Annotated in this window: 23 protein-coding genes; 10 read left to right on the top strand and 13 right to left on the bottom strand. The window is 53.3% G+C overall.

The genetic code is table 11. From position 1 onward, the window contains the following. The first annotated feature begins 102 nt into the window (after positions 1-102). The 8 genes from DFP90_RS11405 (at position 103) to DFP90_RS11370 (ending at position 8,187) form a co-directional block, all read left to right on the top strand. Complete coding sequence (locus tag DFP90_RS11405; RefSeq protein ID WP_115936621.1) at positions 103-816, top strand: glycosyltransferase domain-containing protein; 714 nt, start codon at positions 103-105, stop codon at positions 814-816. A 70-nt stretch (positions 817-886) separates the two neighbouring features. Continuing rightward, positions 887-1,930 carry an NAD-dependent epimerase/dehydratase family protein gene (locus DFP90_RS11400; protein ID WP_115936620.1) on the top strand — a complete coding sequence of 348 codons (1,044 nt, stop codon included), beginning with the start codon at positions 887-889 and terminating at the stop codon, positions 1,928-1,930. Positions 1,931-1,946: 16 nt separating this feature from the next. Further along, on the top strand, positions 1,947-2,909 hold the full coding sequence (locus DFP90_RS11395; protein ID WP_115936619.1) for a glycosyltransferase family 2 protein: 963 nt from the start codon (positions 1,947-1,949) through the stop codon (positions 2,907-2,909). Next, a complete protein-coding gene (rfbF, locus tag DFP90_RS11390; RefSeq protein WP_115936618.1) occupies positions 2,906-3,682 on the top strand; it encodes a glucose-1-phosphate cytidylyltransferase in 777 nt (258 codons plus the stop codon). The genes DFP90_RS11395 and rfbF overlap by 4 nt, the downstream gene beginning before the upstream one ends. 8 nt (positions 3,683-3,690) lie before the next feature. Next, complete coding sequence (locus DFP90_RS11385; RefSeq protein WP_115936617.1) at positions 3,691-4,935, top strand: class I SAM-dependent methyltransferase; 1,245 nt, start codon at positions 3,691-3,693, stop codon at positions 4,933-4,935. After that, positions 4,926-5,468, top strand: coding sequence for a dTDP-4-dehydrorhamnose 3,5-epimerase (gene rfbC, locus DFP90_RS11380; RefSeq protein WP_115936616.1), 543 nt, complete (start codon positions 4,926-4,928; stop codon positions 5,466-5,468). Before DFP90_RS11385 ends, rfbC begins: the two co-directional genes overlap by 10 nt. A gap of 3 nt (positions 5,469-5,471) precedes the next feature. Beyond that, entirely contained in the window at positions 5,472-6,392 is a 921-nt protein-coding gene (locus DFP90_RS11375; RefSeq protein WP_115936615.1) for an NAD-dependent epimerase/dehydratase family protein, read from the top strand. An 88-nt stretch (positions 6,393-6,480) separates the two neighbouring features. Then, entirely contained in the window at positions 6,481-8,187 is a 1,707-nt protein-coding gene (locus DFP90_RS11370) for an ABC transporter ATP-binding protein (RefSeq protein ID WP_181905311.1), read from the top strand. Here DFP90_RS11370 and DFP90_RS11365 read toward each other — a convergent pair. The 13 genes from DFP90_RS11365 to DFP90_RS11305 all read right to left on the bottom strand — a co-directional run bounded on the left by DFP90_RS11365 (position 8,176) and on the right by DFP90_RS11305 (position 22,652). Further along, entirely contained in the window at positions 8,176-9,405 is a 1,230-nt protein-coding gene (locus DFP90_RS11365; RefSeq protein WP_115936613.1) for a putative sugar O-methyltransferase, read from the bottom strand. The two genes, DFP90_RS11370 and DFP90_RS11365, sit on opposite strands and share 12 nt — an antisense overlap. 16 nt (positions 9,406-9,421) lie before the next feature. After that, complete coding sequence (locus DFP90_RS11360) at positions 9,422-10,372, bottom strand: glycosyltransferase family 2 protein (protein WP_181905310.1); 951 nt, start codon at positions 10,370-10,372, stop codon at positions 9,422-9,424. Continuing rightward, a complete protein-coding gene (locus DFP90_RS11355) occupies positions 10,369-11,346 on the bottom strand; it encodes a UDP-glucuronic acid decarboxylase family protein (RefSeq protein ID WP_115936611.1) in 978 nt (325 codons plus the stop codon). The genes DFP90_RS11360 and DFP90_RS11355 overlap by 4 nt, the downstream gene beginning before the upstream one ends. A gap of 147 nt (positions 11,347-11,493) precedes the next feature. Further along, positions 11,494-13,035, bottom strand: coding sequence for a SulP family inorganic anion transporter (locus DFP90_RS11350; RefSeq protein ID WP_245957042.1), 1,542 nt, complete (start codon positions 13,033-13,035; stop codon positions 11,494-11,496). 209 nt (positions 13,036-13,244) lie between these two features. Further along, positions 13,245-13,901 (bottom strand): bifunctional 4-hydroxy-2-oxoglutarate aldolase/2-dehydro-3-deoxy-phosphogluconate aldolase, encoded by a 657-nt coding sequence (gene eda, locus DFP90_RS11345; RefSeq protein ID WP_115936610.1) that lies wholly within the window; start codon positions 13,899-13,901, stop codon positions 13,245-13,247. Positions 13,902-13,915: 14 nt separating this feature from the next. Continuing rightward, on the bottom strand, positions 13,916-14,836 hold the full coding sequence (locus tag DFP90_RS11340; protein WP_115936609.1) for a sugar kinase: 921 nt from the start codon (positions 14,834-14,836) through the stop codon (positions 13,916-13,918). Positions 14,837-14,849: 13 nt separating this feature from the next. Then, on the bottom strand, positions 14,850-16,640 hold the full coding sequence (locus DFP90_RS11335; protein ID WP_115936608.1) for an IlvD/Edd family dehydratase: 1,791 nt from the start codon (positions 16,638-16,640) through the stop codon (positions 14,850-14,852). A 31-nt stretch (positions 16,641-16,671) separates the two neighbouring features. Continuing rightward, entirely contained in the window at positions 16,672-17,466 is a 795-nt protein-coding gene (locus DFP90_RS11330; RefSeq protein WP_115936607.1) for an SDR family NAD(P)-dependent oxidoreductase, read from the bottom strand. 5 nt (positions 17,467-17,471) lie between these two features. Beyond that, the gene (locus DFP90_RS11325) at positions 17,472-18,356 is read right to left on the bottom strand and encodes an SMP-30/gluconolactonase/LRE family protein (RefSeq protein WP_115936606.1); all 885 of its coding nucleotides are present in this window, start codon (positions 18,354-18,356) and stop codon (positions 17,472-17,474) included. Between the two features lie 11 nt (positions 18,357-18,367). Further along, positions 18,368-19,492, bottom strand: a complete 1,125-nt coding sequence (locus DFP90_RS11320) for an ABC transporter ATP-binding protein (RefSeq protein ID WP_115936605.1) — start codon at positions 19,490-19,492, stop codon at positions 18,368-18,370. Positions 19,493-19,510: 18 nt separating this feature from the next. Beyond that, positions 19,511-20,398: a carbohydrate ABC transporter permease gene (locus DFP90_RS11315; RefSeq protein WP_115936604.1), complete on the bottom strand. Its 888-nt coding sequence runs from the start codon at positions 20,396-20,398 to the stop codon at positions 19,511-19,513. Then, on the bottom strand, positions 20,391-21,299 hold the full coding sequence (locus DFP90_RS11310) for a carbohydrate ABC transporter permease (protein WP_115936603.1): 909 nt from the start codon (positions 21,297-21,299) through the stop codon (positions 20,391-20,393). Before DFP90_RS11310 ends, DFP90_RS11315 begins: the two co-directional genes overlap by 8 nt. A gap of 87 nt (positions 21,300-21,386) precedes the next feature. Further along, a complete protein-coding gene (locus tag DFP90_RS11305; RefSeq protein WP_115936602.1) occupies positions 21,387-22,652 on the bottom strand; it encodes an ABC transporter substrate-binding protein in 1,266 nt (421 codons plus the stop codon). A 263-nt stretch (positions 22,653-22,915) separates the two neighbouring features. Here DFP90_RS11305 and DFP90_RS11300 point away from each other — a divergent pair, with 263 nt between their 5' ends. Both DFP90_RS11300 and DFP90_RS11295 read left to right on the top strand, forming a co-directional pair. After that, positions 22,916-23,662, top strand: a complete 747-nt coding sequence (locus DFP90_RS11300) for a response regulator (RefSeq protein WP_115936601.1) — start codon at positions 22,916-22,918, stop codon at positions 23,660-23,662. A gap of 21 nt (positions 23,663-23,683) precedes the next feature. Continuing rightward, positions 23,684-25,165 carry a sensor histidine kinase gene (locus DFP90_RS11295; RefSeq protein WP_115936600.1) on the top strand — a complete coding sequence of 494 codons (1,482 nt, stop codon included), beginning with the start codon at positions 23,684-23,686 and terminating at the stop codon, positions 25,163-25,165. The last annotated feature ends 11 nt before the right edge of the window (positions 25,166-25,176 follow it).

Below are 25,176 nucleotides of genomic sequence, written 5' to 3'. Positions count from 1 at the left end.
TCCAAAGGTTGTGCCTCAGATCGGTTAAAATGACAATGACAGGGTTGAGAACTCAACGAGTAGCGACTAAATAGGCAGCTCCCTCTTTGTGGAAGCATATTCATGTCCCGAAAAGCCATCTTCACCGTGATTGTTAACGGCTATGATAAATTGCTGGAGCAGCCTCAATATCCAGGATGGGATTATATCTGCTTCACGGACGGCAAAAGACTTCCCATTTTGGGCAAACTGGGGCTGTCAAACTGGAAGATCGTGAAATATGACGATTGGGGATATGATGGTTTTCGTTATTCGCGTCTGCCAAAAATACTTCCTCACTTATTCCTGCCCGATTATGATTACTCGCTTTACATTGACGGGAATGCCTATCTCGTCAGCAATCCTGACCAGATCCTTAATCGCATTGGATGGCCGGATTTCGTAACTGCACAGCATCCGAAACATCCTTACATGGACACAGAATTTCAGGAATGTATCCGGCATGGGAAATCCGATCCTGTGCTTTTAAGCACGCAACAAAGATCTTATGAAAATCTCGGCTTCCCGGAACAAAGTCCACTGATGGAAAACAATCTGCTTATCCGAAGGCACAATCATCCCGAGGTGGTTGCGCTTTCCAATGCCTGGTGGCAGGAGATAAATCGGGTCTCGCATCGCGACCAGCTCAGCCTACCCTATATTGTTTGGAAAACGGGATTCACGCCCCATATTCTGAGCCAGGAAGAAAAAAGAACTTTCTTTCGGACCAAGAGCCATTTTCGATCTCATCTTTACCGAATTGTCCGGTCACTAGAAAAGCGTTTCAGCCAGTCTTGACGCCCCTACCCCCGGCCGATATTACCCATAGTATCATTCGAACCATTCGAAGAGGCATTGGCGATTTCCCATGACAAAAAACATCCTGATCAACGGCAACATGGGTTATATCGGGCCCCCTCTGACAAAGCATCTGATGTCTTCCAAGGAAGACTATTGTCTCCATGGGTTTGACACCGGTTATTTTGCCCACTGCCTGACGACCAAGGACGGCCTGCCGGAGCGCCAGTTAAAAGCACAGTATTTTGGCGATATTCGTAACTATCCGAATCAAATCATGGATGGCATTGATGCCGTCGTGCATCTTGCCGCGATTTCCAATGATCCGATTGGAAATGCATATGAACAGGTGACGGCCGAGATCAATATTGAAGCCTCGGTCGAGATTGCAAGAGCTGCGAAAGCCGCAGGCGTCAAAAGGTTCGTCTTTGCTTCCAGCTGCAGCGTATATGGAGCCGGACCGGACAAGGCATGCGACGAAAAAGCACCGTTAAACCCGGTTACAGCTTATGCCCGGTCCAAAATCGCCATGGAAGAAGCCCTGGCCGAGCTTGCTGATGATGATTTCAAAGTCACTTGCCTTCGCTTTGCAACAGCCTGCGGCTGGAGTGACCGCCTGCGCCTCGATTTGGTCTTAAACGATTTTGTGGCCTCCGCGATCGCCACGGGCACCATCACCATTCTAAGTGACGGCACCCCCTGGCGACCGCTCATCCATGTTGATGACATGGCACGTGCGATTGAATGGGCCATTCAGTCGGATGCCGATACGCCCTTCCTGGCACTCAATACTGGTTCTGACCGCTGGAACTACCAGATCCGGGATCTCGCCCATGCGGTCGCGGATATCATTCCTGGCGTTGATGTTTCCATTAACCAGGATGCCATGCCGGATAAGCGTACCTACAAGGTGGATTTTTCGAAATTCTCTGAGTTGGCCCAAGGATACACGCCCCAGGTTTCCCTGGAAGATGCAATCCGAGGTTTGCAGGCCGGGCTGACAGCTGTCGGATTTAAGGATGCTGAGTTCCGGGCATCCAATCTCATGCGCCTCAACATGCTGAACAGTCACCAAAACTCAGGCATGCTGAATAAAGAACTCTTTTGGGTCTAAGGCAGGATTGCCAGAGATGACGACAGCCTCTCCGGACTGGTCCCGTGTCACGATCGTCACCGTTACCCATAACGGCGGCCATGTCATCGGCGATTGCCTGCAACAATTCCGTTCCGCCGAGAATCTCATCGTTGTCGACAATGCCAGCCAGGATGACACGTTGGCAATCGTTGCCCGGCAAACGCCCCAGGCGAGGGTCATCCGCAATAGCAAGGGTGTCGGCTATGGAAATGCGGCCAATCAGGGATTGGCCGCCGCCAAAACCGAATTCACTCTTATGGTGAATCCTGATTCGATTGTTACTCCTGCCGATGTTGCCGCCCTGCTGGACGCCGCCGACCGTTACCCGGAGGCAGGCATCATAAGCCCGCAACACAAGAATGCGGATGGCAGTCTGGAATTGACCCATGATGTGGCAATGTTTCACCGAAGGAAATTCCCGGAACCCTTTGATCAGCGCAGCGAAGAACCTGCGCCAGGCGGTGAACTTTGTGCCGAATTCATCTCCGGAGCGGTTAATCTGATCCGCAAGACGGCCTACCAAAAAGTCGGCGGTTTCGATCCTGAGATATTCCTCTATTTCGATGATGATGACATTTGCCTGCGCATGCGACACGCAGGATTCAGTCTGATCCTTGTCCCACAGGCGCAAATTACGCATCTAAATGGCGGATCGGTCCGCCCCAGTCTGCATTACAAATGGGAAAAATTCTGGAATTATGGCTGGGCTAGGCTCTATATCGAAAATAAATACAGGGGTTCCGGTGCCGCCTGGTCACTTGGGCTGCGTCACGCCTTGCGCTTCCTGCCCAAGGCGATAGGATACGGCCTGATTCTAAAAAAGGAAAAAGCGCTGCGCGATATGGCCCGTTTCGCCGGTACAATCGCCTATCTTGCCGGCGCTAAGGCCCTAGACCAGGAACAGCGCTCCGTAGCAAACGGATCAAATGAAATTTTAGCTGGAGACTTAAAACCATGAAGGCGGTTATTCTTGCAGGCGGTCTTGGCACCAGGCTCGCGGAAGAAACATCCCTGCGCCCCAAGCCGATGGTAGAGATCGGCGATCGCCCCATTCTCTGGCATATCATGAAAATATATGCTGCCCACGGCATCAATGATTTCGTTATCTGCCTTGGTTATAAGGGCTATATGATCAAGGAGTATTTCGCCAATTACTTCCTTCATTCCTCCGATCTGCGGGTGGATATGGCGAATAATTCGATCGAATATCTCAACAGTCAGTCGGAACCCTGGAACGTCACGCTGGTTGATACGGGCGCGGAATCGCAAACTGGTGGCCGCCTCGGTCGTGTAGCACGCTATCTGGACAAAGATGAACCGTTCCTTTTCACCTATGGGGATGGTGTCGGCGATATCGATGTTTCGGCCAGCATTGAGTTCCATAAACGTGAAGGTCGGAAATGCACAATGACCGCCGTCTCTCCGCCGGGCCGATTTGGCGCCCTGAAGCTTGAAGGGAACCAGATCACGGATTTCATGGAGAAACCCCAGGGGGATAACGCGGTTATCAATGGCGGTTATTTTGTTTGCGATCCGTCCGTGATTGACCTCATTGACGCCGATGATTGCATCTGGGAACGCAAGCCGTTGGAAACGCTGGCCCGCGAAGGAGAATTATCCGCCTTCACCCATAAGGGCTTCTGGCAGCCAATGGATACCTTGCGTGAAAAACGCTACTTACAATCCCTGTGGGATTCCGGCGAAGCCCCCTGGAAAATCTGGAAAGACTAAGACCGAGTATGTCCGACGTAAAACAGCTTTGCCGTGCTTGCGGCACCGAACTCATCCATGACTTTGCTGACTTGGGGCCCATGCCGCTGGCCAACAGCTATCCAAAAAGCCTGGATGACGCAAAGAATCAGAATTCTTATCCCCTGCATGCACGGGTCTGCTCGCACTGTTTCCTAGTGCAGGTCGAGGATTCGGTTCCGGCTGAGGATATTTTCTCGGACTATGCTTATTTTTCCTCCTATTCGCCAAGCTGGGTCGAACATGCGCGGAAATTCACCGAATATGCCAGGGACCGTTTCGACTTAGGTGCCGAAAGCCATGTCGTTGAGATCGCCTCTAACGACGGTTACTTGCTTCAGCATTTCGTGGCCGCGGGCGTGCCGGTCCGCGGTGTAGAGCCTGCCGCCAATATCGCCAAAGTCGCCGAGGAAAAGGGTATTCCGACCCTGAACGCCTTTTTTGGTGACGAAACCGCCAACGCCATGGTCCAGGACGAAGGCAAGGCTGATCTCATCGTCGGCAATAATGTCCTGGCCCACACACCCTTCATCCGGGATTTTGTCAAAGGCCTCAAAACCCTGCTCAAACCCGAAGGGGTCATCTCCATTGAGTTTCCGCATCTCCTCAAACTGATGGAGGAAGTGCAGTTCGATACCATCTATCACGAACATTTTTCCTACTTGTCCTTAGAGGCAGTGGAACGTCTTTTTGCGGAATTCGGCTTGCGTCTGTTCGATGTCCAGGAAGTCCCAACTCACGGTGGAAGCCTGCGCATCCATGGTTGCCACCGGGAATCCGATCGGGAAGAATGCCTGGGCCTGATCGACGTGCGCACCAAAGAGAAAGCCGCCGGCCTGGACCGGATCGAAACCTATTCGGATTTCTTCCCAAAAATTGAGCACATTCGGAAACAAGTTATTGGTTTCCTCGAAAAAGCCAAACAGGATGGCAAGAAAGTCGTGGCTTATGGGGCTGCTGCCAAAGGATCCACATTGCTGAATTACTTTGACGTTGGTCGGGATGATATTGATTATGCCGTTGATGCAAATCCGCATAAACAGGATCATTTTATGCCCGGTTCCATGCTCGATATTCGCGCTCCGCAAGCTATTCGGGAGACCAAACCCGACTATATCCTGATTCTGCCGTGGAATTTGAAACGGGAAATCACCGAGCAACTATCCTTCATCCGCGAGTGGGATGGAAAATGCTATGCGCCTATTCCGGAGTTGCATGAGGTTCCATGGACATAAAAGAAACCGCCATTGAAGGATGTTTCATTTTGGAGCCATCCCCGTTGCGGGATGATCGCGGTTTTTTTGCGCGCAGCTATTGTCCAAATCTCCTCGCGCAAGCGGGCCTGAGCTATCCCTTTCAGGTCTGTCAGGAGAACATTTCCTTCAATGAACGGCGAGGAACATTGCGCGGCATGCACTGGCAGGCCGCCCCCGTCCCGGACCCGAAGATTATCCGCGCTGTCAAGGGCGCGCTGTTTGATGTGGTCATTGATATTCGGCCGCAATCCAAAAGCTATGGCAAATGGGTCAGTGCGGAGTTAACCGCAGACAATAGGAAATCCTTGATTGTCCCTCCCGAATGCGCCCATGGTTTCCTGACTTTGGAAGACCAGACAGAGGCTCATTATCTGATGGGGGCCTTTTACGAGGCGGATCTAGCACGGGGACTGCGTTGGAATGACCCAGCCTTTGGCGTTAAATGGCCTTTTGAACCATCGGTCATTTCTGAACGGGATGCATCTTACCCCGATCATGCACAGAAGGTATGAGCAATGGGTAGAATTCTTGTCACAGGTGGCTCCGGCATTGTCGGTCGGCATGCGGTTAATGCACTCGCTAGCCAGGGTCATGACCTGCATTTGATCAGCCGTCACCCCGTACAAAATCCGGATCATGAAACCCATCAAGCTGATATTCTCGATATCCCGGCCATGGAACAGCTGCTGAAAGCAGTCCGCCCTGAGAGCATTCTGCATTTAGCATGGGAAACCGAGCATGGCGAATATTGGCACAGCCCGAACAACCTAAATCACGTTGCCGCCAGCCTTCATTTAGCAAAACAGTTTCGGGAGTTGGGTGGAGGGCGATTTGTCGCTGCAGGTACTTGCGCGGAATATAGTTGGGCAGAAAAGGACCTCTCCGCCCCCCTGGATGAGAAAACGGCGCTCTGCCACCCCCATACGCTCTATGGACAAAGCAAGCTGTCTACATTTCGGCTTCTCGGCAAATATGCAGAAACCAGTGGACTCAGCTTTGCCTGGGGTAGGTTGTTCCTGTTATATGGGCCGGGTGAGCAAGCGCGCCGACTATGCCCGGATGTCATCCTCAATCTGACCAATAACCAACCGGTAAAATGTTCATCGGGCAAACAGATCCGTGATTTCATGCATACCGAGGATGCAGGAAGGGCTTTCGCAGCCCTTTTGGACAGTGACGTCCAAGGACCGGTCAACATGGCCACCGGTAGCGCCCTCCCGCTTTCCGGCTTTGTGCAGGAACTGGCCGAACAGCTTGGCCGACCCGACCTTGTCAAGCTAGGCGCCCTTCCCGACCGTCCCGATGATCCGAAGCAGTTGATTGCAAAGACGGACCGCCTTAAGCATGAAGTCGGATATCATCCAGTACATACCTTAGAAAGTGGATTGCGCGACACCATTGCCTGGTGGCGGGCCAATCGATCAGAAAAGAACTGAAAACGCCATGGGCCTCTTCTCCAGATCAAAGAACACTGATGTGCATTTGCCGACCAAAGCCTTGGTTAAAAGGCTGGTTAGTCAATATATGATCCATCACAAGAAAGATATCACGATCGCCGCCTTCTTTCTTGTCTTGTCCGCCTTATTGCAAGGGGCCCAGGCCTTGATCATTCAACCTGCTATGGATGATGCCTTGTTGGGCGGGGAAGAAAACAAAGTGTTTCTGATTACTGGCGTGATTGTCCTGCTCGGCGTTGTCATGGGCATATCAAAATATATCCAGACCGTCCGCATGAATACGATGGGATCCAATGTGATCTCGCATCTCCAATCGGACATGATGAGCAGTATCATCAATGCCGACATCTCCCACATGTTCAAAGACGGCAGCAGTAAGATGGTGGCCCGCTTCATCAGCGACACCTATCAGGTACGCGAAGCCGTGGTTAAGTCCATCACAGGCATCGCCCGCGACCTGGTCCTGGTGATAGTCATGATTGGCGTTATGATCTATCAGGACTGGGAGCTGACCCTAGTGGTCTTCACCATTTTCCCCATAACCGCATTGCCCATTGTTGCAATTGGTAAAAAACTCCGAAGGATTGCCCGGACATCTCAGGAACGCGTTGGCGATATGACGTCCCTGCTGGACGATAAATTCAAGGGTGTTCGACTGGTTAAATCCTTCTGTGCCGAAGAATTTGCCCAGGAAAAGGCCCGGGTAATCTTTGACTGGATCGCGAAACTAGGCGTGAAGGCCATTGAGGTCCGTTCACGTATGTATCCCATGATGGAATTGCTGGGTGGCGCTTCCGTTGCCTTGCTCATCCTCTACGGCAGCTTCAAGATTGCGGAAGGTGAGGCTTCGGTCGGCTCCATCATGTCCTTCATGGGGGCGCTCATGATGGCCTATCAGCCAATGCGTAGCCTTGCCAATCTCAATTCAAACCTTCAGCAGGGATTGGCGGCGGCCCAGCGATCCTTCGAGGTCATCGACATCAAACCCATGATCGTCGAAGCGCCAGATGCTTCGGAGCTGCAACTGAACGAGGGTACGATCCGCTTCAAAGACGTGTCTTTCAGCTACGACAATGAAATCGAAGTCTTAAAAGGGATCAGTCTCGATATTCCTGCTGGCAGCAAAGTTGCCCTTGTCGGTCCTTCAGGCGCAGGAAAATCGACCATTTTCAACCTGCTTCTGCGTTTTTACGATACCACAAAAGGTTCAATAGAGATTGATGGCCAGGACATCAGTGGCCTGACCTTTAGGTCGCTGCGCGATAATATCGCGCTTGTCAGCCAGGAAACCGGGATCTTCAACGATACGGTCCTGGCTAATATCGCTTATGCCGACACCGCTCCAGACCGGGAAAAGGCCATCGCCGCGGCCAAAGCGGCCGAAGCGCATGATTTCATCATGATGCTGGAAGACGGCTATGATTCTGAACTGGGTGAAATGGGCACAAAGCTTTCCGGCGGCCAGCGCCAGCGGCTGGCCATTGCACGCGCAATCTATAAAGACGCTCCCATCCTGTTGCTTGATGAAGCCACATCAGCGCTTGATTCCGAAACGGAGAAACTTGTCCAGAAAGCCTTGAAACGCCTGATCGAAGGCAGGACAGTGCTGATGATTGCCCATCGCCTATCGACCATTGTCGATTCAGATGTGATTTATGCATTGCAGGCTGGAAAGGTTGCTGAATCTGGTACCCATACAGAACTTCTCGCGAGAAATGGGCTTTATGCCAAATTGCATGCCCATCAATCTGAAAATGAGACGTCAGTCAGTTGAGGTTAGGTCATAGACTTCCTCGACATACCCCTGCTCCATCCAATGCCTGAAACGGTGCGTGCGTTTAAATCCGCCAACGGTTTTCACTAATTCCGGCACAATTGTCTGGACCTGATTTATGTGCTGTTTCCGGGCTTCCTGGTTCATGGATAGAAACTGTCCGCGGCAGACCCTCTTGATCTCTTTTAAGTAATCTGCGCCAACATCCACCGGCATCTCGGGGATTGAATCCACATTCACCACAAGGTCGATGGATCTGTCCGGAATCGCGCTGATCGCGACAGGCGGCCCCAGAGCAATATCATATTGCTCCCGTCTTAAGCCCTCGCCCTTTTCGCCATAGACCTGAATTTTATCACTACCGATTACAGCCCCGAGATATCCCAGTTGAAAAGACGAGACATAAGGCAAATCAATAATCGTATAGTTCCGAAGCCCCGCCCGGTGAGACATTAAAGCTGTCATGCCATACCCCCCGCCGATTTCCAGTATGGTTGGGTTCGCCTTATTGCCAAGCAGCTGTTGTATCCGGTGCGCGGTATAGGCATGTTGAACCGGGTCGGGATTCAGACGGTGATCACCAATACGAACAATCGGCGGGTTCCCAACCTGCGGCATATCAAGAGAAAAACCAATTTCCTGCTCAATATCAGCCACGAGTTTTTCGAGATTGGGGTTAAGGTGGTCGATATAGCGTTGCAGATCCATCTGCGCGAAGGAATGCACCGGATAGGTGCCCATAGCCTCTGCAAGGCTGAGCAGCGTATCCGCCAATCTTAGGGTAAAATAGTCAGCCGTATAGGGATTCCTTCCTGCATCAATGACTATGCCATTTGCATGGGCCATGCCCTCTAACAAATCGCCTTTGAGGATCTCGAGAAAGAAAGACCTGACCTCTGCGTAGTCATCCCTCAGCAGGGCATCCGTATAGGGCCTTCTTCTGGCTTCAATTTCCTGCCAGATATCCCCCGCTGTTTCATATGTGTGGGAGAAGCTCTGGTACAGTCTGCAAACGCGTTCCATCAGGGCATCGTTGAAAACATCAACCGGCCCTTCATTCTCAATTACCCGCTTGGGAATGTTAATCAGCGGATGATTGAAGCAGGCATGGGTGAACAAGTGGCGATCCCGGTGCCTAAAGTATTTCGCTTGCAGCTTTTTATAGCGATACCTGAAATAGGACGGATTGGTTTTCCGCAAGATCTCAAGCAGTTTCATGAGCTAGCCTGCCCCGCTATCTGGCACCGGGGATACGCAAACGAGCCCCCTGCTGAAAAACCGTGCTTTCCTTACGGATGTGATCAGGAGAAATCCCAAAGGGAAAATAGACCCTCAGATAAGCCCGATGTACTTTACTAAAGGGTGTTTTTTGCCCTTTTTGGCGTCGTGCCCAGGCCCAGCAACGGCGCAACGCCCGTCGATAGGCTAGGAATTTCTGCGTCAATGGCAGCGGGTTTTCGTCCAGAAAGCTTGCCAAAGCCATGTTCAGGTCATGAAGGATCTGCGCTTCATTACCGGATAGCCGTTCCGGCGCTTCCTTCGGTGGTACAAAGATATTTCTGGAAGTAAACGCAGCTTTTCCCGCTAAATGCATCAAGCGCAATTCAATGGAATAATCCTGGATAAAAATATCCGGGTCGCAGCCCCCCGACCTTTTAACCAGATCCGCCGTCGCCAACCAGGATGTTGGATTGGTTCTTGATCTTTGCAGAGATCGAACCAGTGCGTTTTTATAGAGAATCGGTGCCCCCCCTGGATCCACCTGACGCTCCAGGAACGCTTCTGCTGGTTCTTTTCCCGTCGGGTCAAAAGTCTCCGGTGATACCAATCCATGCGCAATCTCTGTACCGAATTGCTCCATAGCTTCCAACAGGGCTGCAGTGCACCATGGATTAAGCATATCATCGCCATCCACCGGCTTGATCAAATCGCCGGTCGCAACTGCAAATCCATTGTTTGAGGCCATGGATGGCCCTTGGTTTTCCTGCTCCACGATCGTGACGGGATCGGTCCAGTCTTCCGTCAGTTCTTTCAGCAACGCGACCGTGTTATCAGTCGAGCCATCATCAACAAAGACAAACTCCCGCTCAAACGGTCCGGTCTGTGCCTTCAGACCCGCCAGGACAAACGGCAGGAAAACCGCCTTGTTATAAAGTGTGGTTACAAAACTGACGCAGCGGGTCATTGATTTTCCACCATTCCCCACCATCCGTCTTTCAACATGGCATCAAAATAGGAAATGGTCTTTGCCAAACCGTCTTCCCAGGTGGTCTGCGGCTGCCAGTCCAGCAGATTCTGCGCCCTGGTGATATCAGGGCGGCGGCGCACCGGATCATCTGATGGCAAGGGCTTAAAGGAAAGCTCAGAGCTGCTGCCGGTCTGTTCAATCACGGTCTCAGCCATTTCCCGGATGGTAATCTCAACGGGATTGCCCAGGTTGACCGGCTGACCATTGGCCTCATCACAGGCCATTAAACGCAGAAAACCTTCAACCAAATCATCCACATAACAGAATGAACGGGTCTGCTCCCCATCACCATAAATGGTGATAGGCTCATTGCGCAGAGCCTGGAGGATGAAGTTGGAGACAACCCGGCCATCATGCGGATGCATGCGCGGTCCAAAAGTGTTGAAAATCCGAGCAACCCGAATATCCAATCCATATTGGCGATGATAGTCAAAGAACAGCGTTTCGGCGCAACGCTTGCCTTCGTCATAGCAGGAACGTAGCCCAATCGGGTTGGTATTGCCCCAGTAATCCTCCTGCTGAGGATGCACTTCCGGATCACCGTAAATCTCACTGGTCGAAGCCTGGAAGATTTTCGCGCCAACCCGCTTTGCCAGACCCAGCACATTGATCGCGCCATGGACAGAAGTCTTCACCGTTTGCACCGGGTGGCGCTGGTAATGCACTGGTGATGCGGGGCATGCAAGATTGAAGATCTCGTCCACTTCCACATAAACCGGGAAGGTCACATCATGGCGCATCACTTCAAAACGCGGATGGGATTCCAGATGATGGATATTCCGTCGGCTACCGGTATAAAAATTATCCAGGCAGATGACTTCATGCCCCTGGTCGAGAAGCCTCTCACACAGATGGGTGCCAAGAAAACCGGCCCCGCCGGTGACAAGAATATGTTTGGGCAATGAAACCATTGATAGACGTACCTTTCCCGTAATCCGAAGAGGTTATTACCATTGCCCCACGGCCCCTTCAAGGATCATCGCCTTTTCAACGGCCACCAAAAAAGAACCCCGGCCCACAATGGGTCCGGGGTTCGATTTTCTTCATTTTGCAATCCGTCAGGATTGTTTCGCCGCAGCGCGCATTTCCTCGCTATAATCAACGGCAACGCCATATTCGGGATCTTCAATCACCGATACTTCAACAAGCTTGCCCGCTTTTTTCAGCAGAACCTTACAATCCTCACTCAAATGACGGATATGCAGTTTTTTACCGGCCGATTCATACTTATCCGCCAGTGCATCAATGGCCTGCAGCCCGGAATGATCCCAGACCCGAGATTCAAGGAAATCAATGACCACATCATCGGGATCCTGTTTCGGGTCAAACAGCTCATTAAAGCTGCTGATCGAACCAAAAAAGAGCGGGCCGGACAGATGATAGATCTTGGAGCCGTTGGCATCGATTTCCTCTCGGGCAAAAATCCGTTGGGAACTTTTCCAGGCATAAACCAATGCAGAGACAATCACCCCAACCACCACAGCAACGGCAAGATCACTATAAACGGTCACACCGGATACCAGCACCAACACGAATGCATCGGTCAACGGAATCTTGTGAATGATCCGGAAACTGGACCAGGCAAATGTGCCGATCACCACCATGAACATCACACCGACCAAGGCCGCCAGCGGGATAACCTCGATCCAGGGGGCCGCAAACAGAATGAAGGACAGCAGGAACAATGCCGCAGAGATCCCTGAAAGCCTTGTGCGCCCGCCGGAGCTGACATTGATCATGCTCTGGCCGATCATGGCACAGCCGCCCATGCCGCCGAAGAAACCGGTCACCGTATTGGCAACGCCTTGCGCAAAACATTCCTTACTGGCACCGCCCTTGGTGTCGGTGATTTCGGCCACCAGGTTCAGGGTCAACAGGGATTCAATCAGGCCGATTGCCGCCAGGATGATGGAATAGGGTAGGATGATTTCCAGCGTTTTCAGGTTCAAATCAACGTCGGGAATAGAAAACTGCGGCAAACCACCCATGATCTGGGCCAAATCTCCAACACGCGGGACATCAAGATCAAAGGCGATCACCAACCCAGTAACTGCGGCGATGCCGACCAGCGGTGCTGGAACCGCTTTGGTTACTTTGGACATGCCGAAAATAATCAACATGGTCAGCCCCACCAGACCCAGCATGGTGTAGAGCTGCATGCCCTGCATCCAGACCTTCACACCCTCATCATTGGGTACTTTGAACTGACCCAACTGCGCCAGGAAGATCACAATGGCCAGACCGTTCACAAAGCCCAGCATCACCGGATGCGGCACCAGCCGGATGAATTTACCAAGATGCAGCGCGCCCGCCGCAATCTGGATGATCCCCATTAAAACAACAGCGGCAAACAGATATTCAACGCCATGCGTAACCACCAAACTGACCATGACCACGGCCAGCGCACCGGTTGCGCCGGAAATCATGCCTGGACGCCCGCCTATCAAGGCGGTGATCAAACCAACGATAAATGCCGCATAGAGGCCCACCAATGGGTGGACATGGGCGACAAAGGCAAATGCAACCGCTTCGGGCACCAGGGCCAGGGCGACGGTCAGGCCACAAAGAATTTCTGTTTTATAACGACTAACGAACGACAAAACGTCCTCCTTTGCCCAACACAACGGTGTCTCACTGCAAAGCGGAATTCACACAAATGTAGGTCTGGCTGATAGTTCCAGGGGGCGGCCTCACGCCGACCACAGCTGATCGTTTGGCGCGCTTATACGGGAAAATGCCGCGCCTGGCCACCCCCCAATAAGACGGAGGGTCGGAATTCACAGTCTATCAGGGCCGGTGGAATGCAGTATCAGGAAACAGCCTGCAAGCCATCTGCCATCAAAGCCTCGATCGCCCCCCACTCACCGGCATCCATCGCACTATTCGGCGCAACCCAGCTGCCACCAACACAAATCACATTGGCAAGATCCAGATAGGATTTTGCATTGTCTTTGTTGACCCCGCCCGTCGGGCAAAACTGGATATCGGAAATAGGTGCGCCAATGGCTTTCAGCATGGATACCCCGCCGACCACACCGGCCGGAAACAATTTCAAATTATGAAACCCCCGGTCCCGCAAACTCATAATTTCCGAGGCGGTCGAGGCTGCCGGCAGATAGGGAAATTCACTTTCCATGGCTTTTTTGATCAGTTGGCCTGTATGACCGGGACTGATAGCAAAGGCGGCACCGGCATCCATCACCCTGCCAAAGTCAGCAGCAGTCAATACCGTCCCTGCCCCCACCAGGATATCCGGCACCTTATCTGCAATTTCTTCAATGGCCGCCAGGGCACAGCTTGTCCGTAAGGTCACCTCGATGCTGCGGGCACCACCGGCCAGCAGGGCATGCGCCAGCGGCACCGCATGTTCCACGCTGTTTATGGAGACCACGGGCATGATGGGGCAAAGTGAGAGGATCTTGCGCATGTCATCCTGAGCTTTGCCGGATACATTGGCCTCAGTCATATCGTTCATTCCCGTCAACAAATAATGGTCGGATCAATGGGCACGATTGCCCCTTTGGCTGAAATCACTTGGCGGGCGATTTGCTGGCCGGCCTCAACAGCTTGGACAATCTCCATATTTTTGAAGCGGGCATAGAGATAGCCCGCGTTAAAGCTGTCCCCTGCGGCCGTGCTGTCCACCACCTTGCCAACTGTCGGAACTTCGACCTCACGGGTTTCCTCGCCAGTATAAACCACACAGGCACCGGCCCCATTCTTGACCACCACTTCGCAACAGCCCAACCCCGCCAAGCGGTCGATCACATCCGCCGGACGAGCAGAGCCAAAGAGAGACGACTCATCGTCAAAAGACGGTAGAGCCATATCACAATGGCGATAAAATGCTGCGATTTCACGAGCGGCCTCACCTTTATCCTTCCACAGCCGGGGTCGATAGTTGATATCAAAACAAACTTTACCGCCCCTGTGCCGGAAATCGGACAGGGTAGATTTCAACATCTCACGTCCGGCAACGGGCAAGATGGCAACAGAAATACCGGACAGATAAAGCCAGTCCTTTTCCATTAAATTGGCAAGCAGTTGATCCAAATCCGGTCGCTCGAACAGCTTGCGGGCCGGCGCCTGACTGCGCCAATAGGAAAAGCTCCGCTCTCCCTGATCATCCAGATGGATCATATATAGCCCCGGCACGTCACCCACGAACCGGTGAATCAGACCCGATCCGACATTTTCCCGCGCCATCAACTTTATCATCTCAGAACTGAGCAGGTCATCACCCAGCGCCGTCACATAGTCGATTGAAAATTCGCGATCACGGTCACATCTGGCAAGATAGACAGCCGTATTGAATGTGTCTCCGCTGAACGCTTTGTTGAGGGAGCCGTCCGGTCCGTCGGACAGTTCCACCATGCATTCGCCGATGATGCCGATTTTCATCTACAACCCTCTATCAATGCGAATGGCGCGGCACGCGGGACTGGTCAATCACCCGCAAATAGAATGTTGCCGGCTCCAGGCAGGCCCCCTTATCCAATTGGCCAACCATGGAGCGGTAAATTTCCTGCCATGGTGTTTGGCTTTCCAGATTTGGTTCCTCATAGGCCTGCCGTCGCGCGGCAAACTCCTCGTCGGAGATCAACAAATCCACCTGTCGGCTATTCAGATCCACATGGATGCAATCCCCGGTTTGAACAAAAGCCAATCCGCCACCAACCGCCGCCTCTGGCGATGCATTCAGGAAGGATGGCGAGGCTGACGTGCCGCTCTGACGGCCGTCTCCGATGCACATCAGGGCCGAAACCCCACGGCGCACCAATGCATCGGGCGGCAGCATGTTAACCACCTCAGCGGATCCCGGATATCCCACCGGCCCGCAATTGCGGATCATCAAAATGGTTTCTTCATCGATTCCCAGTTCCGGGTCATTGATCCGGTCGTGATAATCCTCCGGCCCTTCAAACACGACCGCCCTGCCGGTGAATTCATTGGGATGATCGGGATGTTCCAGGAAACGTTTCGAAAAGGCCGCATCAATGGCGGAGGTTTTCAGAACCGCCGAATCAAATAGATTGCCCGACATGATCAGGAAACTCGCCTGATCCTTCACGGGCTTTTCCAACGGGAAAATAACATCCGGCTCGCCGGTGAACCGCGCGTGGCAGTTTTCCCCCATGGTCTGTCCGTTGACCGTGAGCGCCTTTTCGTTCAGCTTCCCCGCCTTGATCAGCTCCGCCATCACGGCAGGCACACCGCCCGCCCTATGGAACCCTTCACCGAGATATCGTCCCGTGGGCTGGCAATTGACTATGAGCGGAATGTCCTGGCCTTGTTCTTGCCAGTCTTCCATTGTCACTTCGATGCCCATATGGCGGGCAATGGCGATAAGATGCGGTGGACAGTTGGTTGAAGCGCCCAGCGCGGAGGCCAGTTTGATGGCATTTTCAAAGGCCTCCCTGGTCATGATATCAGAGGGTTTCATCTGATCCCGGACCATCCCGACAATGCGCTTTCCGGTGGCATAGGCCATCTGACCCCGCTCCCGATAAGGGGCCGGAATGGAAGCATTGCCCGGCAATGACATGCCCAAGCCTTCCGCCAGGGCATTCATGGAAAGCGCCGTCCCCATGGTGTTGCAATGACCGACCGACGGGGCCGATGCCGCAGCCATTTCCATGAATTCATCATAGTCAATCTCACCAGCGGCCAGCAATTCGCGGGCTTCCCAGATGACCGAGCCGGACCCGACCACCCTGCCCTTATGATAGCCATCCAGCATAGGGCCACCGGAAAGCACAATCGACGGCAAATTGGTGGTTGCCGCCGCCATCAGGCAGGCCGGTGTGGTCTTGTCACAGCCTGTGGTCAGGACCACGCCGTCTATGGGATAACCATGAAGAACTTCCACCAGCCCCAGATAGGCCAGGTTTCGATCCAGTGCGCCTGTCGGACGGCGGCCCGTCTCCTGGATTGGATGGACCGGGAATTCAAAAGGAATACCGCCTGCTTCCCGAATACCGTCTTTCACTCGGCTGGCCAGGTCTTTGTGATGGCGATTGCATGGGGTGAGATCCGAGCCGGTCTGGGCAATGCCGATGATCGGTTTGCCGGACTGTAACTCCTCGCGGGTCAGGCCATAGTTGAAATAGCGCTCGATATAAAGCGCGGTCATACCCGGATTTTCACTATCGTCGAACCAGGCCTGGCTGCGCAGTTTCAACGGATCTGATGGATTTTTGCTCATGATGTCACCTGACCCTGGGGCCTTCTAAATTTCAGGATTCCGCAATCTTGTTACGGCCGATCAACGGATACTGCTCGACTTCGTAGACGCTGCCATTAACCGGAGCTGAGCGTTCAGACAGCCAGAATACCACGTGATTGGCGATATTCTCCGGCACCAGCAATGTGCCCGAGGGCGCAAAGGCGGATGGCACCTGCGAGAGCCAGTCTTCCGGGCGGCCTTCCGACAATTGTGTCTGATGCTCCATCTCCGTATAGGTCCAGCCGACATTTAACTGGTTAACCCGAATTTTTTCCGGTCCCAAGGCATCGCCCAGATTGCGGGTCATGGTCTGCAATCCGCCTTTGGACATGGAATAGGCCAAAAGGTTGGGCTGGCCGCAATGAGCATTGATCGAACCGATATTCACAATGGTGCCCGGATAAGACCGCGTGCGCCAGTGGCGCACCGCCGCCTGGGCCAGCAACATAGGCGCGCGCATATTGACCGCGACAATCCAGTCAAAATCCTCGGCTGTCACCGTTTCAACATCATTGCGCGGAAAGACGCCCGCATTATTAACAAGACCATCCAGGGACCCCAGTTCGGTAACGCAGGCCTCCACCAGTTCTTCCGCCGCTTCCGGTTTGGTTAAATCGCATCCATGGACTGCGACTTGTTCACCAAAACCCTCAACCTCCAACTGATGCCGGGCCTCTTTCAGCTTGTCCGGGTTTTGGCCATGCACCATGACATTGGCGCCCTCTGACAAAGCCTGCTTCACAATCCCGAAGCCAATGCCTGCAGTTGATCCTGTTACAAGAATATTTTTATTTTTCAACAACATATTTTCTATTCTTTCACTGTCGCTTCAGGTAGGCCAACAACGCCGGGTTTCAGAGCAAACAGCGTTCCCGCTGCAGGGTTTTCCGCAAGCTCGTCCTCAGTGAACCGTGTGCAGGCAGAAGTCACAAAAAGCGTTTTGAGATCCACGCCACCAAAACAGAGCGAGGTCGCGCGCTTGACTGGCATACTGATCACCCGGTCAATTGCACCATCCGGCCGATACCGCGTAATCCGCCAGCCATCCCAATGGGCATTCCAAAGACAGCCTTCGGCATCGACGGTCATGCCATCGGGATAACCATCCCCCTCTCCCAGCCGGGCAAATTCCTCCCGCGCCGAAATGCAGCCGGACTGTGGATCGTAATCCGCACGGAAAATCACCTGGCCCGGGGAATCGGTGAAATAGATAGTCTTTCCATCCGGCGAGAAAGCCGGACCGTTAAAGACTGTGAATCCCTCCATCACCGGCTTGATTGCCTGGCCATCATACCGCCAGACCGATGCGACAGGACTGTCTTCCGACAGATCCTTGGCACCGGCCAGGAAACGCCCATGGCGATCCACCTTGCCGTCATTCATCAGACAGCCGACAGCCTCAACCTCACCATCAGGCAGCAGTTCGCACGTGCCTTTTGCAAATTCAACAGAATAGAAACCACGACCGATAGCAGCCAGCAGGCGGTATTCCCCCAACAGCGCGACCGACCCAACCATAGAAGGCGTCTCCAGGCTATCGACGTCGCCGCTGACCGGATCAAACCGGTGGATCAGGGATTTCTCGATATCGACCCAGTATAAGACACCGGCACGGTGGTCCCAGAGCGGCCCCTCGCCTAAAAGGTCATTACCGCTCCAGATATGTTCAAGCCCGAGATCTTCCGCCCGCTCCATCACCTGTCCCCTTAAATCCTCTGTTCTGTTTTCGGATCAAAAAGGCTGGCTTTATCCATGTCGACCATGAAATCCATGGTCTCACCCGGATTGCTGGTATTGTGCGGGTTCACACGGGCAATCACTTCCCGGCCACCCAGTTCAATGTAGGTCAGTGTATCTGCACCGGTCGGTTCCAGGACATCAACCTGGCAATCAAAATGCTGGAGATTGCGTGTGCCGTTCAATTCGGCCTCGGATTTATGGGTAACCGATTCCGGCCGGATGCCCAGCACCAGTTCGCGCCCGACCCAATCAGCCAGTTCCTTGCGCTCATCATTCAGCGCCAGGAAAACATCGCTGCGGTTCCCCTTGGCGGTACGCTGCATGCTGACCCCCAGCTTGCCGTTCTCCGCCACCAATGTGGCCGGGATAAAATTCATCGCCGGTGCGCCGACAAACCCCGCCACATACATATTGGCCGGTTTCTCATAAACCTCCTGCGGTGGGGCGAATTGCTGCACAATGCCGTCTTTCATGATCGCAATCCGACTGGCCAGGGTCATGGCCTCGATCTGGTCATGGGTCACATAAACCATGGTTGTGCCCAAACGCTGATGCAGCTTCTTGATTTCTGTGCGCATCTCCACCCTTAATTTTGCATCCAGGTTGGAAAGCGGCTCATCAAACAGGAAAATCTTTGGGTCCCGCACCAGGGCACGGCCCATGGCCACGCGCTGGCGTTGGCCACCGGACAATTGCGCTGGTTTCCGGTCCAGAAGATGATCGATCTGCAGCATTCTTGCCGCATCCTGTACCTTCTGGTCGCGCTCAGCCTTGGCGACTTTGCGCATTTCCAGGCCAAAACCGATATTCCTACCGACCGTCATGTTCGGATAAAGCGCATAGGATTGGAATACCATGGCGATATCGCGATCCTTGGGATGCACATTGTTAAGCACCCGTTCATCGATGGTGATCTCGCCACTGGTAATGGAATCAAGACCCGCGATCATATTGAGCAGAGTCGATTTACCGCAACCGCTCGGCCCCAGAAGCACCAGGAATTCACCATCGTCCAGGTCCAGATCGATACCTTTCAGAACCTCCATGGGCCCGAAGGCTTTTTTGACGTTGCGAATATTCAGGGAAGCCATTGATTATTCTCCTGTCGATCAGCCCTTGACCGCGCCGGCGGTCAGGCCCCTTACGAAATAACGACCGGCGAAGATGTAGACCAACAGGGTCGGCGCCGCTGTCATCAGGGCAGCCGCCATGTCCACATTGTAGCGTTTGACGCCGGTGGTGGTGTTGACGAGATTGTTGAGCGCGACCGTTACCGGCTGGTTTCCGCCGCTGGTAAAGCTTGCGCCAAAGAGGAAGTCATTCCAGATCTGGGTGAACTGCCAGATGATGGTCACGACGATGATCGGCAGTGACAGCGGCAGCATGATCTTCCAGAAGATGGTGAAAAACCCGGCACCGTCAATGGTCGCCGCCTTCACCAGGTCATCCGGGATATTTACATAATAATTCCGGAAGAACAGCGTGGTAAAGGGAAGCCCGTAAACCACATGGACCAGAACCAGCCCCGGTATGGTGTTAGCCACCCCCAGATAGCCGAGCGAAGTTGCCATCGGCAGCAGGATCACCTGAAACGGGATAAAGCAGCCGAACAGGATCATGGCGAAAATGACATTGGCTCCGCGAAACCGGAATTTGGTCAGCGCATATCCGGTGATCGCCCCTAACATGATGGAGATCAAAACCGCTGGCACTGCCATGGCAAGGGAGTTCCAGAAATAGGGTTTCAAGCCCGTACAGGTCACCCCAATACAGGCCTCGCTCCAGGCAAAGGTCCAAGCGTCAAGATTGATCTGGGCCGGCAGGGACAGAAGATGCCCGGTCCTGATTTCGTCCAGATCCTTCATAGAGGTCGAGACAATCACGATCAGCGGCATAATATAGTAGAAGGCGAAGACCGCGAGCAACGTGTAGATGCCGATCCGGCCAATCCGGTGCCACAAGGTGCGGTCAGAGGTGAAAGCGATGGAATCAGCCATGTTTCTTCTCCCGCAATTCGGAATAGAGATACGGCACAATAATGGCCAGAACGGTCGCCAGCATGATCATCGCACTGGCCGCCCCCTGGCCGATCTGGTTACGCCGGAAAGTCATCTCAAACATGAAATTAGCCGGCAGCCAGGAGGCATTGCCCGGTCCGCCACCGGTGAGCGCCACCACAAGGTCAAAGCTCTTGATCGCCATATGGGTCAGGATCACAAACGAGCTAAGGAAAACCGGTCGCAGGGTCGGCAGAATGATCACCATATAGATGCGTGAGATTGAGGCGCCATCGAGCTGAGCCGCTTTGATGATCTCACCATCCACCCCGCGCAGCGCGGCCAGAAACAGCGCCATAACAAAACCGGATGCCTGCCAGACGGCGGCAATGACCAAGGTGTAGACCGCATAATCGGGATCGACGAGCCAATCAAATTCAAAATTCTCAAAACCAAAACTCTGGACCAGTTTTTCAATGCCGGAGCCTGGATTCAAAATCCATTTCCAGGCCGTCCCCGTCACAATGAAAGAAATAGCCATTGGATAGAGATAGATGGTCCGCAGGGCCCCCTCACCCCGGATTTTCTGATCCAGGAAGATCGCCAGGATGCAGCCGAATGCAATCGCGACCGCAATGAACAATGAACCAAAAACAAAAAGGTTTTCAAAGGATGCCAGCCAGGTCGGCTGTTTCCAAAGTTTCACATATTGAAGAATGCCTTCAAAATTATAGATCGGCAGCATCTTGGATTTCGTGAAGGACATATAGCCCGTCCACAGGATGAAGCCGTAAACAAAAAACAAAATCATAAGGAATGACGGCGCCACTACAAACTTGGACAGGTGCCAGCGGAACCAGTCGCCAACGCCCTTCACCGCATTCTGATTGTTGGTATCCATAATAACCGTACCATGCTCGATGACAGAGTGGGTCTCATGCTGAAAAAACCCGGAGGTGACAAAACACCTCCGGGCCAGTGGATCGAGTTAGAGAGCCAGTTCGATCGCTTCAGCAAGCTTGTTGACGGCATCGTCGGAAGACATGTCGGAATTGAAATGCTCCGTCACGACATCCATGATCGCGCCGCGCACCGCGCCAGCCGTTGAAATTTCATGAGCAGCGGACCCGACCAAGGTCCCTTTGGAAGAAGCTGCTTCAAGATCATTCATGGATTTGATCGCACAATCATCGAACTTCGCCTTGGCAACCCCCATCCGCGCCGGGATGGACCCTTTATAAACATTAAAGGTCTCCTGGAACTTCTCACCCAGGATCAGCTTTGCCAGCAGGGCCTGACCGGATTTGTTGTCATCGCCCTTAACGTCAAACATCGCGAAACTGTCGGAGTTCAGGATATAGCCGCCTTCGGAGGGAGTCGGAGCACAAACGAAATCCACACCGGGTTTTTTGCCGGCTGCCAGGAACTCACCCTTGGCCCAGTCGCCCATAATCTGCATACCCGCTTTGCCATTCATAACCATGGCGGTGGCCAGGTTCCAGTCTCGGCCGGAGAAGTCGTCATCCACGAAACCGCGGATGATACGCATCTGGTCAAACACCTTTTTCATGGTGTCGGAGCGTAAGGTGTCCAGATCCCGGTCAACAAAGGCTTTGTTAAAGAAATCCGCACCGCCGATACCTAGAACAACGGTTTCAAAGATGGTGGCGTCCTGCCAGGGCTGTCCACCATGGGCCAACGGGGTGATCCCCGCCGCTTTCAGCTTCTCAGCGGTTTCATTAAACTCTGCCCAGGTGGTCGGAACATCGGCACCGACCTTGGCCAATACTTCCGGGTTTGCCCAGATCCAGTCCACCCGGTGAATGTTAACCGGTACCGCCACATAATGGCCGTCAAACTTCACGATGTCCTGCAAAAGCGGCGGCAGAATGTCATCCCATCCTTCCTCTTTGCCGATCGCGTCAAGATCGGCCAGCGCGCCGGCCTCGGCCCAGTTGCGGATGTTCGGGCCTTTGATCTGCACAGCCGCCGGCGCATCGCCAGACAACACACGGGACCGCAGCACGGCATTCTGGGCATCACCGCCGCCACCGGCAACCGGCGCGTCGACCCATTTGCCGCCATTGGCTTCAAAATCTTCCTTCAGTGCCTTGACCGCCTTGGCCTCACCGCCGGAGGTCCAGTAATGCAATACTTCTGCTGTCGGCTGAGCCTGCGCCGCAGAGGCACAGCCCAGGACCACCCCACCCAGCAACAAGGCCTTGAGTGTGGAATTTCTCTTGAAAGAACTCATCAGACATCTCCCTAACGTCACGTTGACAAAACGGATAGGCTCGCCCCTATTTGTTATTGTTATTGGCCTACAGGGGGTTGCTTTCCTGTTTGTTATGCACCGCTATTTAATCGGATGGAGTGTGGCCGTGCGATTGGAATAGGGTAACAGATTTTTTCAACCGGGCGACCTTGCAATAAAGTGATAAAAACTCCCGTTAGATATGTTTATTTACATAACCTTACCGCAATTGCGAAATGTTACAGTTAAATTGAGACACCATAATGAGCACGGTAAAACATCTCCTGATTGTTGATGATGATTGTGACATCCGCGATCTTCTTTTCGACTTTTTCTCAACGCGCGGTTACCGGGTTTCCAAGGCGGAATCAGGCAAGCAGATGCGCGAGGAGATGGCCCGCTGGTCCATTGATCTGGTCATTCTCGATCTCATGCTACCGGGCGAAGATGGCTTGAGCCTTTGCCGTGAGATTCGTGACAAATCCGACATCCCGATCATCATGCTGACCGCGGTCACCGGCGAAACCGACCGGATCATCGGCCTTGAGATGGGTGCGGATGACTATATGGAGAAACCTTTCAACCCCAGAGAGTTGCTCGCCCGGATAAAAGCGGTCTTCCGCCGCCTAGGGAACCAGGATGATCAAAGCGGTGATCCGCATATTGCGCAAAACCGAGTGTTTCAGTTTTCCGGCTGGCGGCTGGATGAGGGCAAACGGGAACTTAGATCCCCGACAAAACTGGTCATTCCCCTTTCCAGCGGCGAGTTTTCCCTACTGGTCTCCTTTTTGGAAAAACCACAAACCATTCTAAGCCGCGAAGACCTGGTTAATATCACCAGAGGCCAGGAACCTGCCGCCTTTGACCGCAGCATCGATATCCAGGTAAGCCGGTTGCGCAAAAAACTAAGCCAGGAAAAACAGTCCGAACAACCGATCAAGACCGTGCGCGGGCAAGGCTATATCTTCACTCAAAAAGTCTCCGTTAGCTCGAACCGGGTTAAACGCTGATAGTAAAGGGACGCTGAAGCTTTGCAGAATTGGTTGGCCACAGTCGTGGACATGATTGTTCCCAAAAGCCTGGCGCGCAGAATGGTTTTCTGCGGCATGATTTGCGGGGCGATTGCTGTCACCGCTGTTTCATGGGGAATGCTCCAAATCCTGGAACGCAGAGTAGAAGTGGCCGAAGCCGCAAGGCTCGGAACCACAATGGCCGCCATTTTCCGGCGTCTGGATGCAGGCCAGAGCATTCATGCAGAAGCCGAGCTGGATCCAGAGGATTTATCCTTCAGCCTGGCCGGCTCCGTACCGTTACGAAACGCACAACTATCGGTGAAGAAGCTGCCTGGCGCCGGCAAACGCTTTCCTGAAATCACCCTCCTCCTCGAACGGGGTACCTTGCGTGAAAGCCTGTTTGCCGGAACAACGACTTTTGCCAGTCTGGAGACCCTCATGACCGATATCGCGGTCGGTCTGGCAAAACATGATCGACAGGCCGCGGTCTATTTACGCCTGAGAGATGGTTCTTTGTTACGTTTTGAAAGCCGACGTTATTGGGCCGACAGAACCAGTGAAACCATCTGGTTTCTGGCTATTTTGATCATTGTCACGCTGTGCGGCTGCACGTTCCTGATCCTGGCCCGCGCCCTTGCCCACCCTTACCGGGCCATCGCAACCTTGCCGCCCGGCGATGATACCGCCCTGCCCGCAACTGACTGGTTCTGGACACGGGAAGCGCGCTCAACCCTCAAGACTATCCAGAATGAACGTGAAACCCGTCAGGAAATGCTTGAGGAACGCACCCGCATGCTGGCTGCTATTTCCCATGATTTGCGCACGCCAGCAACCCGAATCCAGCTGCGCGCCGACTATATCGAAGATGATGAATTGCGCGCAAAAATACTGGCTGATCTGGAGTCCATGCTCGGCATGATCCGGGACGCTATTGATTTCCTGAAAGGGTCGATCATTCAGGAACCAATGGAGCGGCTGGATTTTCCGTCCCTTGTGCAAAGCATATGCGATGATTATGCCGATACCGGTGCACCGGTCAGTTTTCTGGAACCGCAATTCATGACGGTCACCACCATGGGCACGGTCTTTGGTGGCTTCACCCGAGAAGTTGAATTAAAGGACGTCCTGACCGGCTATATCTCCGGACAGCCAGTAGCCCTGGGGCGGGTCTTTGATAATTTAATCGGCAATGCGGTGAAATTCGGCGGCCAGGCGCGCGTGGAAATGCAGGTGAAGCCCACCGAAATCATCGTTGAAATCACCGATAAAGGTCCTGGGATTCCTGACGAGGAATTTTCCAATGTTTTCAAACCGTTTTACCGGTTGGAAAAATCCAGGAACCGCCAAACCGGCGGCAGCGGCCTGGGACTGAGCATCGCAAAATCAGTCATTGATCTCCATCACGGCATGATTGATCTCTTGAACCTGCCCCAGGGCGGTCTGCTGGTTCGGGTCATTTTGCCGCGAAACATTCCCAATCAGGAAATGCCGCTGGAATAAACCCGAACATC

The sequence above is a fragment of the Aestuariispira insulae genome, from assembly GCF_003385955.1.
Lineage (GTDB): Bacteria > Pseudomonadota > Alphaproteobacteria > UBA8366 > Aestuariispiraceae > Aestuariispira > Aestuariispira insulae.
This window is presented reverse-complemented; position numbering and strand designations above follow the sequence as displayed.

Coding starts and splice junctions, on each gene's coding strand:
- DFP90_RS11375 (WP_115936615.1), top strand. CDS start 5,472: ATGGGTAGAATTCTTGTCACAGGTGGCTCCGGCATTGTCGGTCGGCAT.
- DFP90_RS11365 (WP_115936613.1), bottom strand. CDS start 9,405: ATGAAACTGCTTGAGATCTTGCGGAAAACCAATCCGTCCTATTTCAGG.
- DFP90_RS11370 (WP_181905311.1), top strand. CDS start 6,481: ATGATCCATCACAAGAAAGATATCACGATCGCCGCCTTCTTTCTTGTC.
- DFP90_RS11360 (WP_181905310.1), bottom strand. CDS start 10,372: ATGACCCGCTGCGTCAGTTTTGTAACCACACTTTATAACAAGGCGGTT.
- DFP90_RS11385 (WP_115936617.1), top strand. CDS start 3,691: ATGTCCGACGTAAAACAGCTTTGCCGTGCTTGCGGCACCGAACTCATC.
- DFP90_RS11355 (WP_115936611.1), bottom strand. CDS start 11,346: ATGGTTTCATTGCCCAAACATATTCTTGTCACCGGCGGGGCCGGTTTT.
- DFP90_RS11340 (WP_115936609.1), bottom strand. CDS start 14,836: ATGAAAATCGGCATCATCGGCGAATGCATGGTGGAACTGTCCGACGGA.
- rfbF (WP_115936618.1), top strand. CDS start 2,906: ATGAAGGCGGTTATTCTTGCAGGCGGTCTTGGCACCAGGCTCGCGGAA.
- DFP90_RS11320 (WP_115936605.1), bottom strand. CDS start 19,492: ATGGCTTCCCTGAATATTCGCAACGTCAAAAAAGCCTTCGGGCCCATG.
- DFP90_RS11300 (WP_115936601.1), top strand. CDS start 22,916: ATGAGCACGGTAAAACATCTCCTGATTGTTGATGATGATTGTGACATC.
- DFP90_RS11330 (WP_115936607.1), bottom strand. CDS start 17,466: ATGTTGTTGAAAAATAAAAATATTCTTGTAACAGGATCAACTGCAGGC.
- DFP90_RS11305 (WP_115936602.1), bottom strand. CDS start 22,652: ATGAGTTCTTTCAAGAGAAATTCCACACTCAAGGCCTTGTTGCTGGGT.
- DFP90_RS11325 (WP_115936606.1), bottom strand. CDS start 18,356: ATGGAGCGGGCGGAAGATCTCGGGCTTGAACATATCTGGAGCGGTAAT.
- DFP90_RS11310 (WP_115936603.1), bottom strand. CDS start 21,299: ATGGATACCAACAATCAGAATGCGGTGAAGGGCGTTGGCGACTGGTTC.
- DFP90_RS11400 (WP_115936620.1), top strand. CDS start 887: ATGACAAAAAACATCCTGATCAACGGCAACATGGGTTATATCGGGCCC.
- DFP90_RS11395 (WP_115936619.1), top strand. CDS start 1,947: ATGACGACAGCCTCTCCGGACTGGTCCCGTGTCACGATCGTCACCGTT.
- eda (WP_115936610.1), bottom strand. CDS start 13,901: ATGACTGAGGCCAATGTATCCGGCAAAGCTCAGGATGACATGCGCAAG.
- DFP90_RS11315 (WP_115936604.1), bottom strand. CDS start 20,398: ATGGCTGATTCCATCGCTTTCACCTCTGACCGCACCTTGTGGCACCGG.
- DFP90_RS11405 (WP_115936621.1), top strand. CDS start 103: ATGTCCCGAAAAGCCATCTTCACCGTGATTGTTAACGGCTATGATAAA.
- DFP90_RS11335 (WP_115936608.1), bottom strand. CDS start 16,640: ATGAGCAAAAATCCATCAGATCCGTTGAAACTGCGCAGCCAGGCCTGG.
- rfbC (WP_115936616.1), top strand. CDS start 4,926: ATGGACATAAAAGAAACCGCCATTGAAGGATGTTTCATTTTGGAGCCA.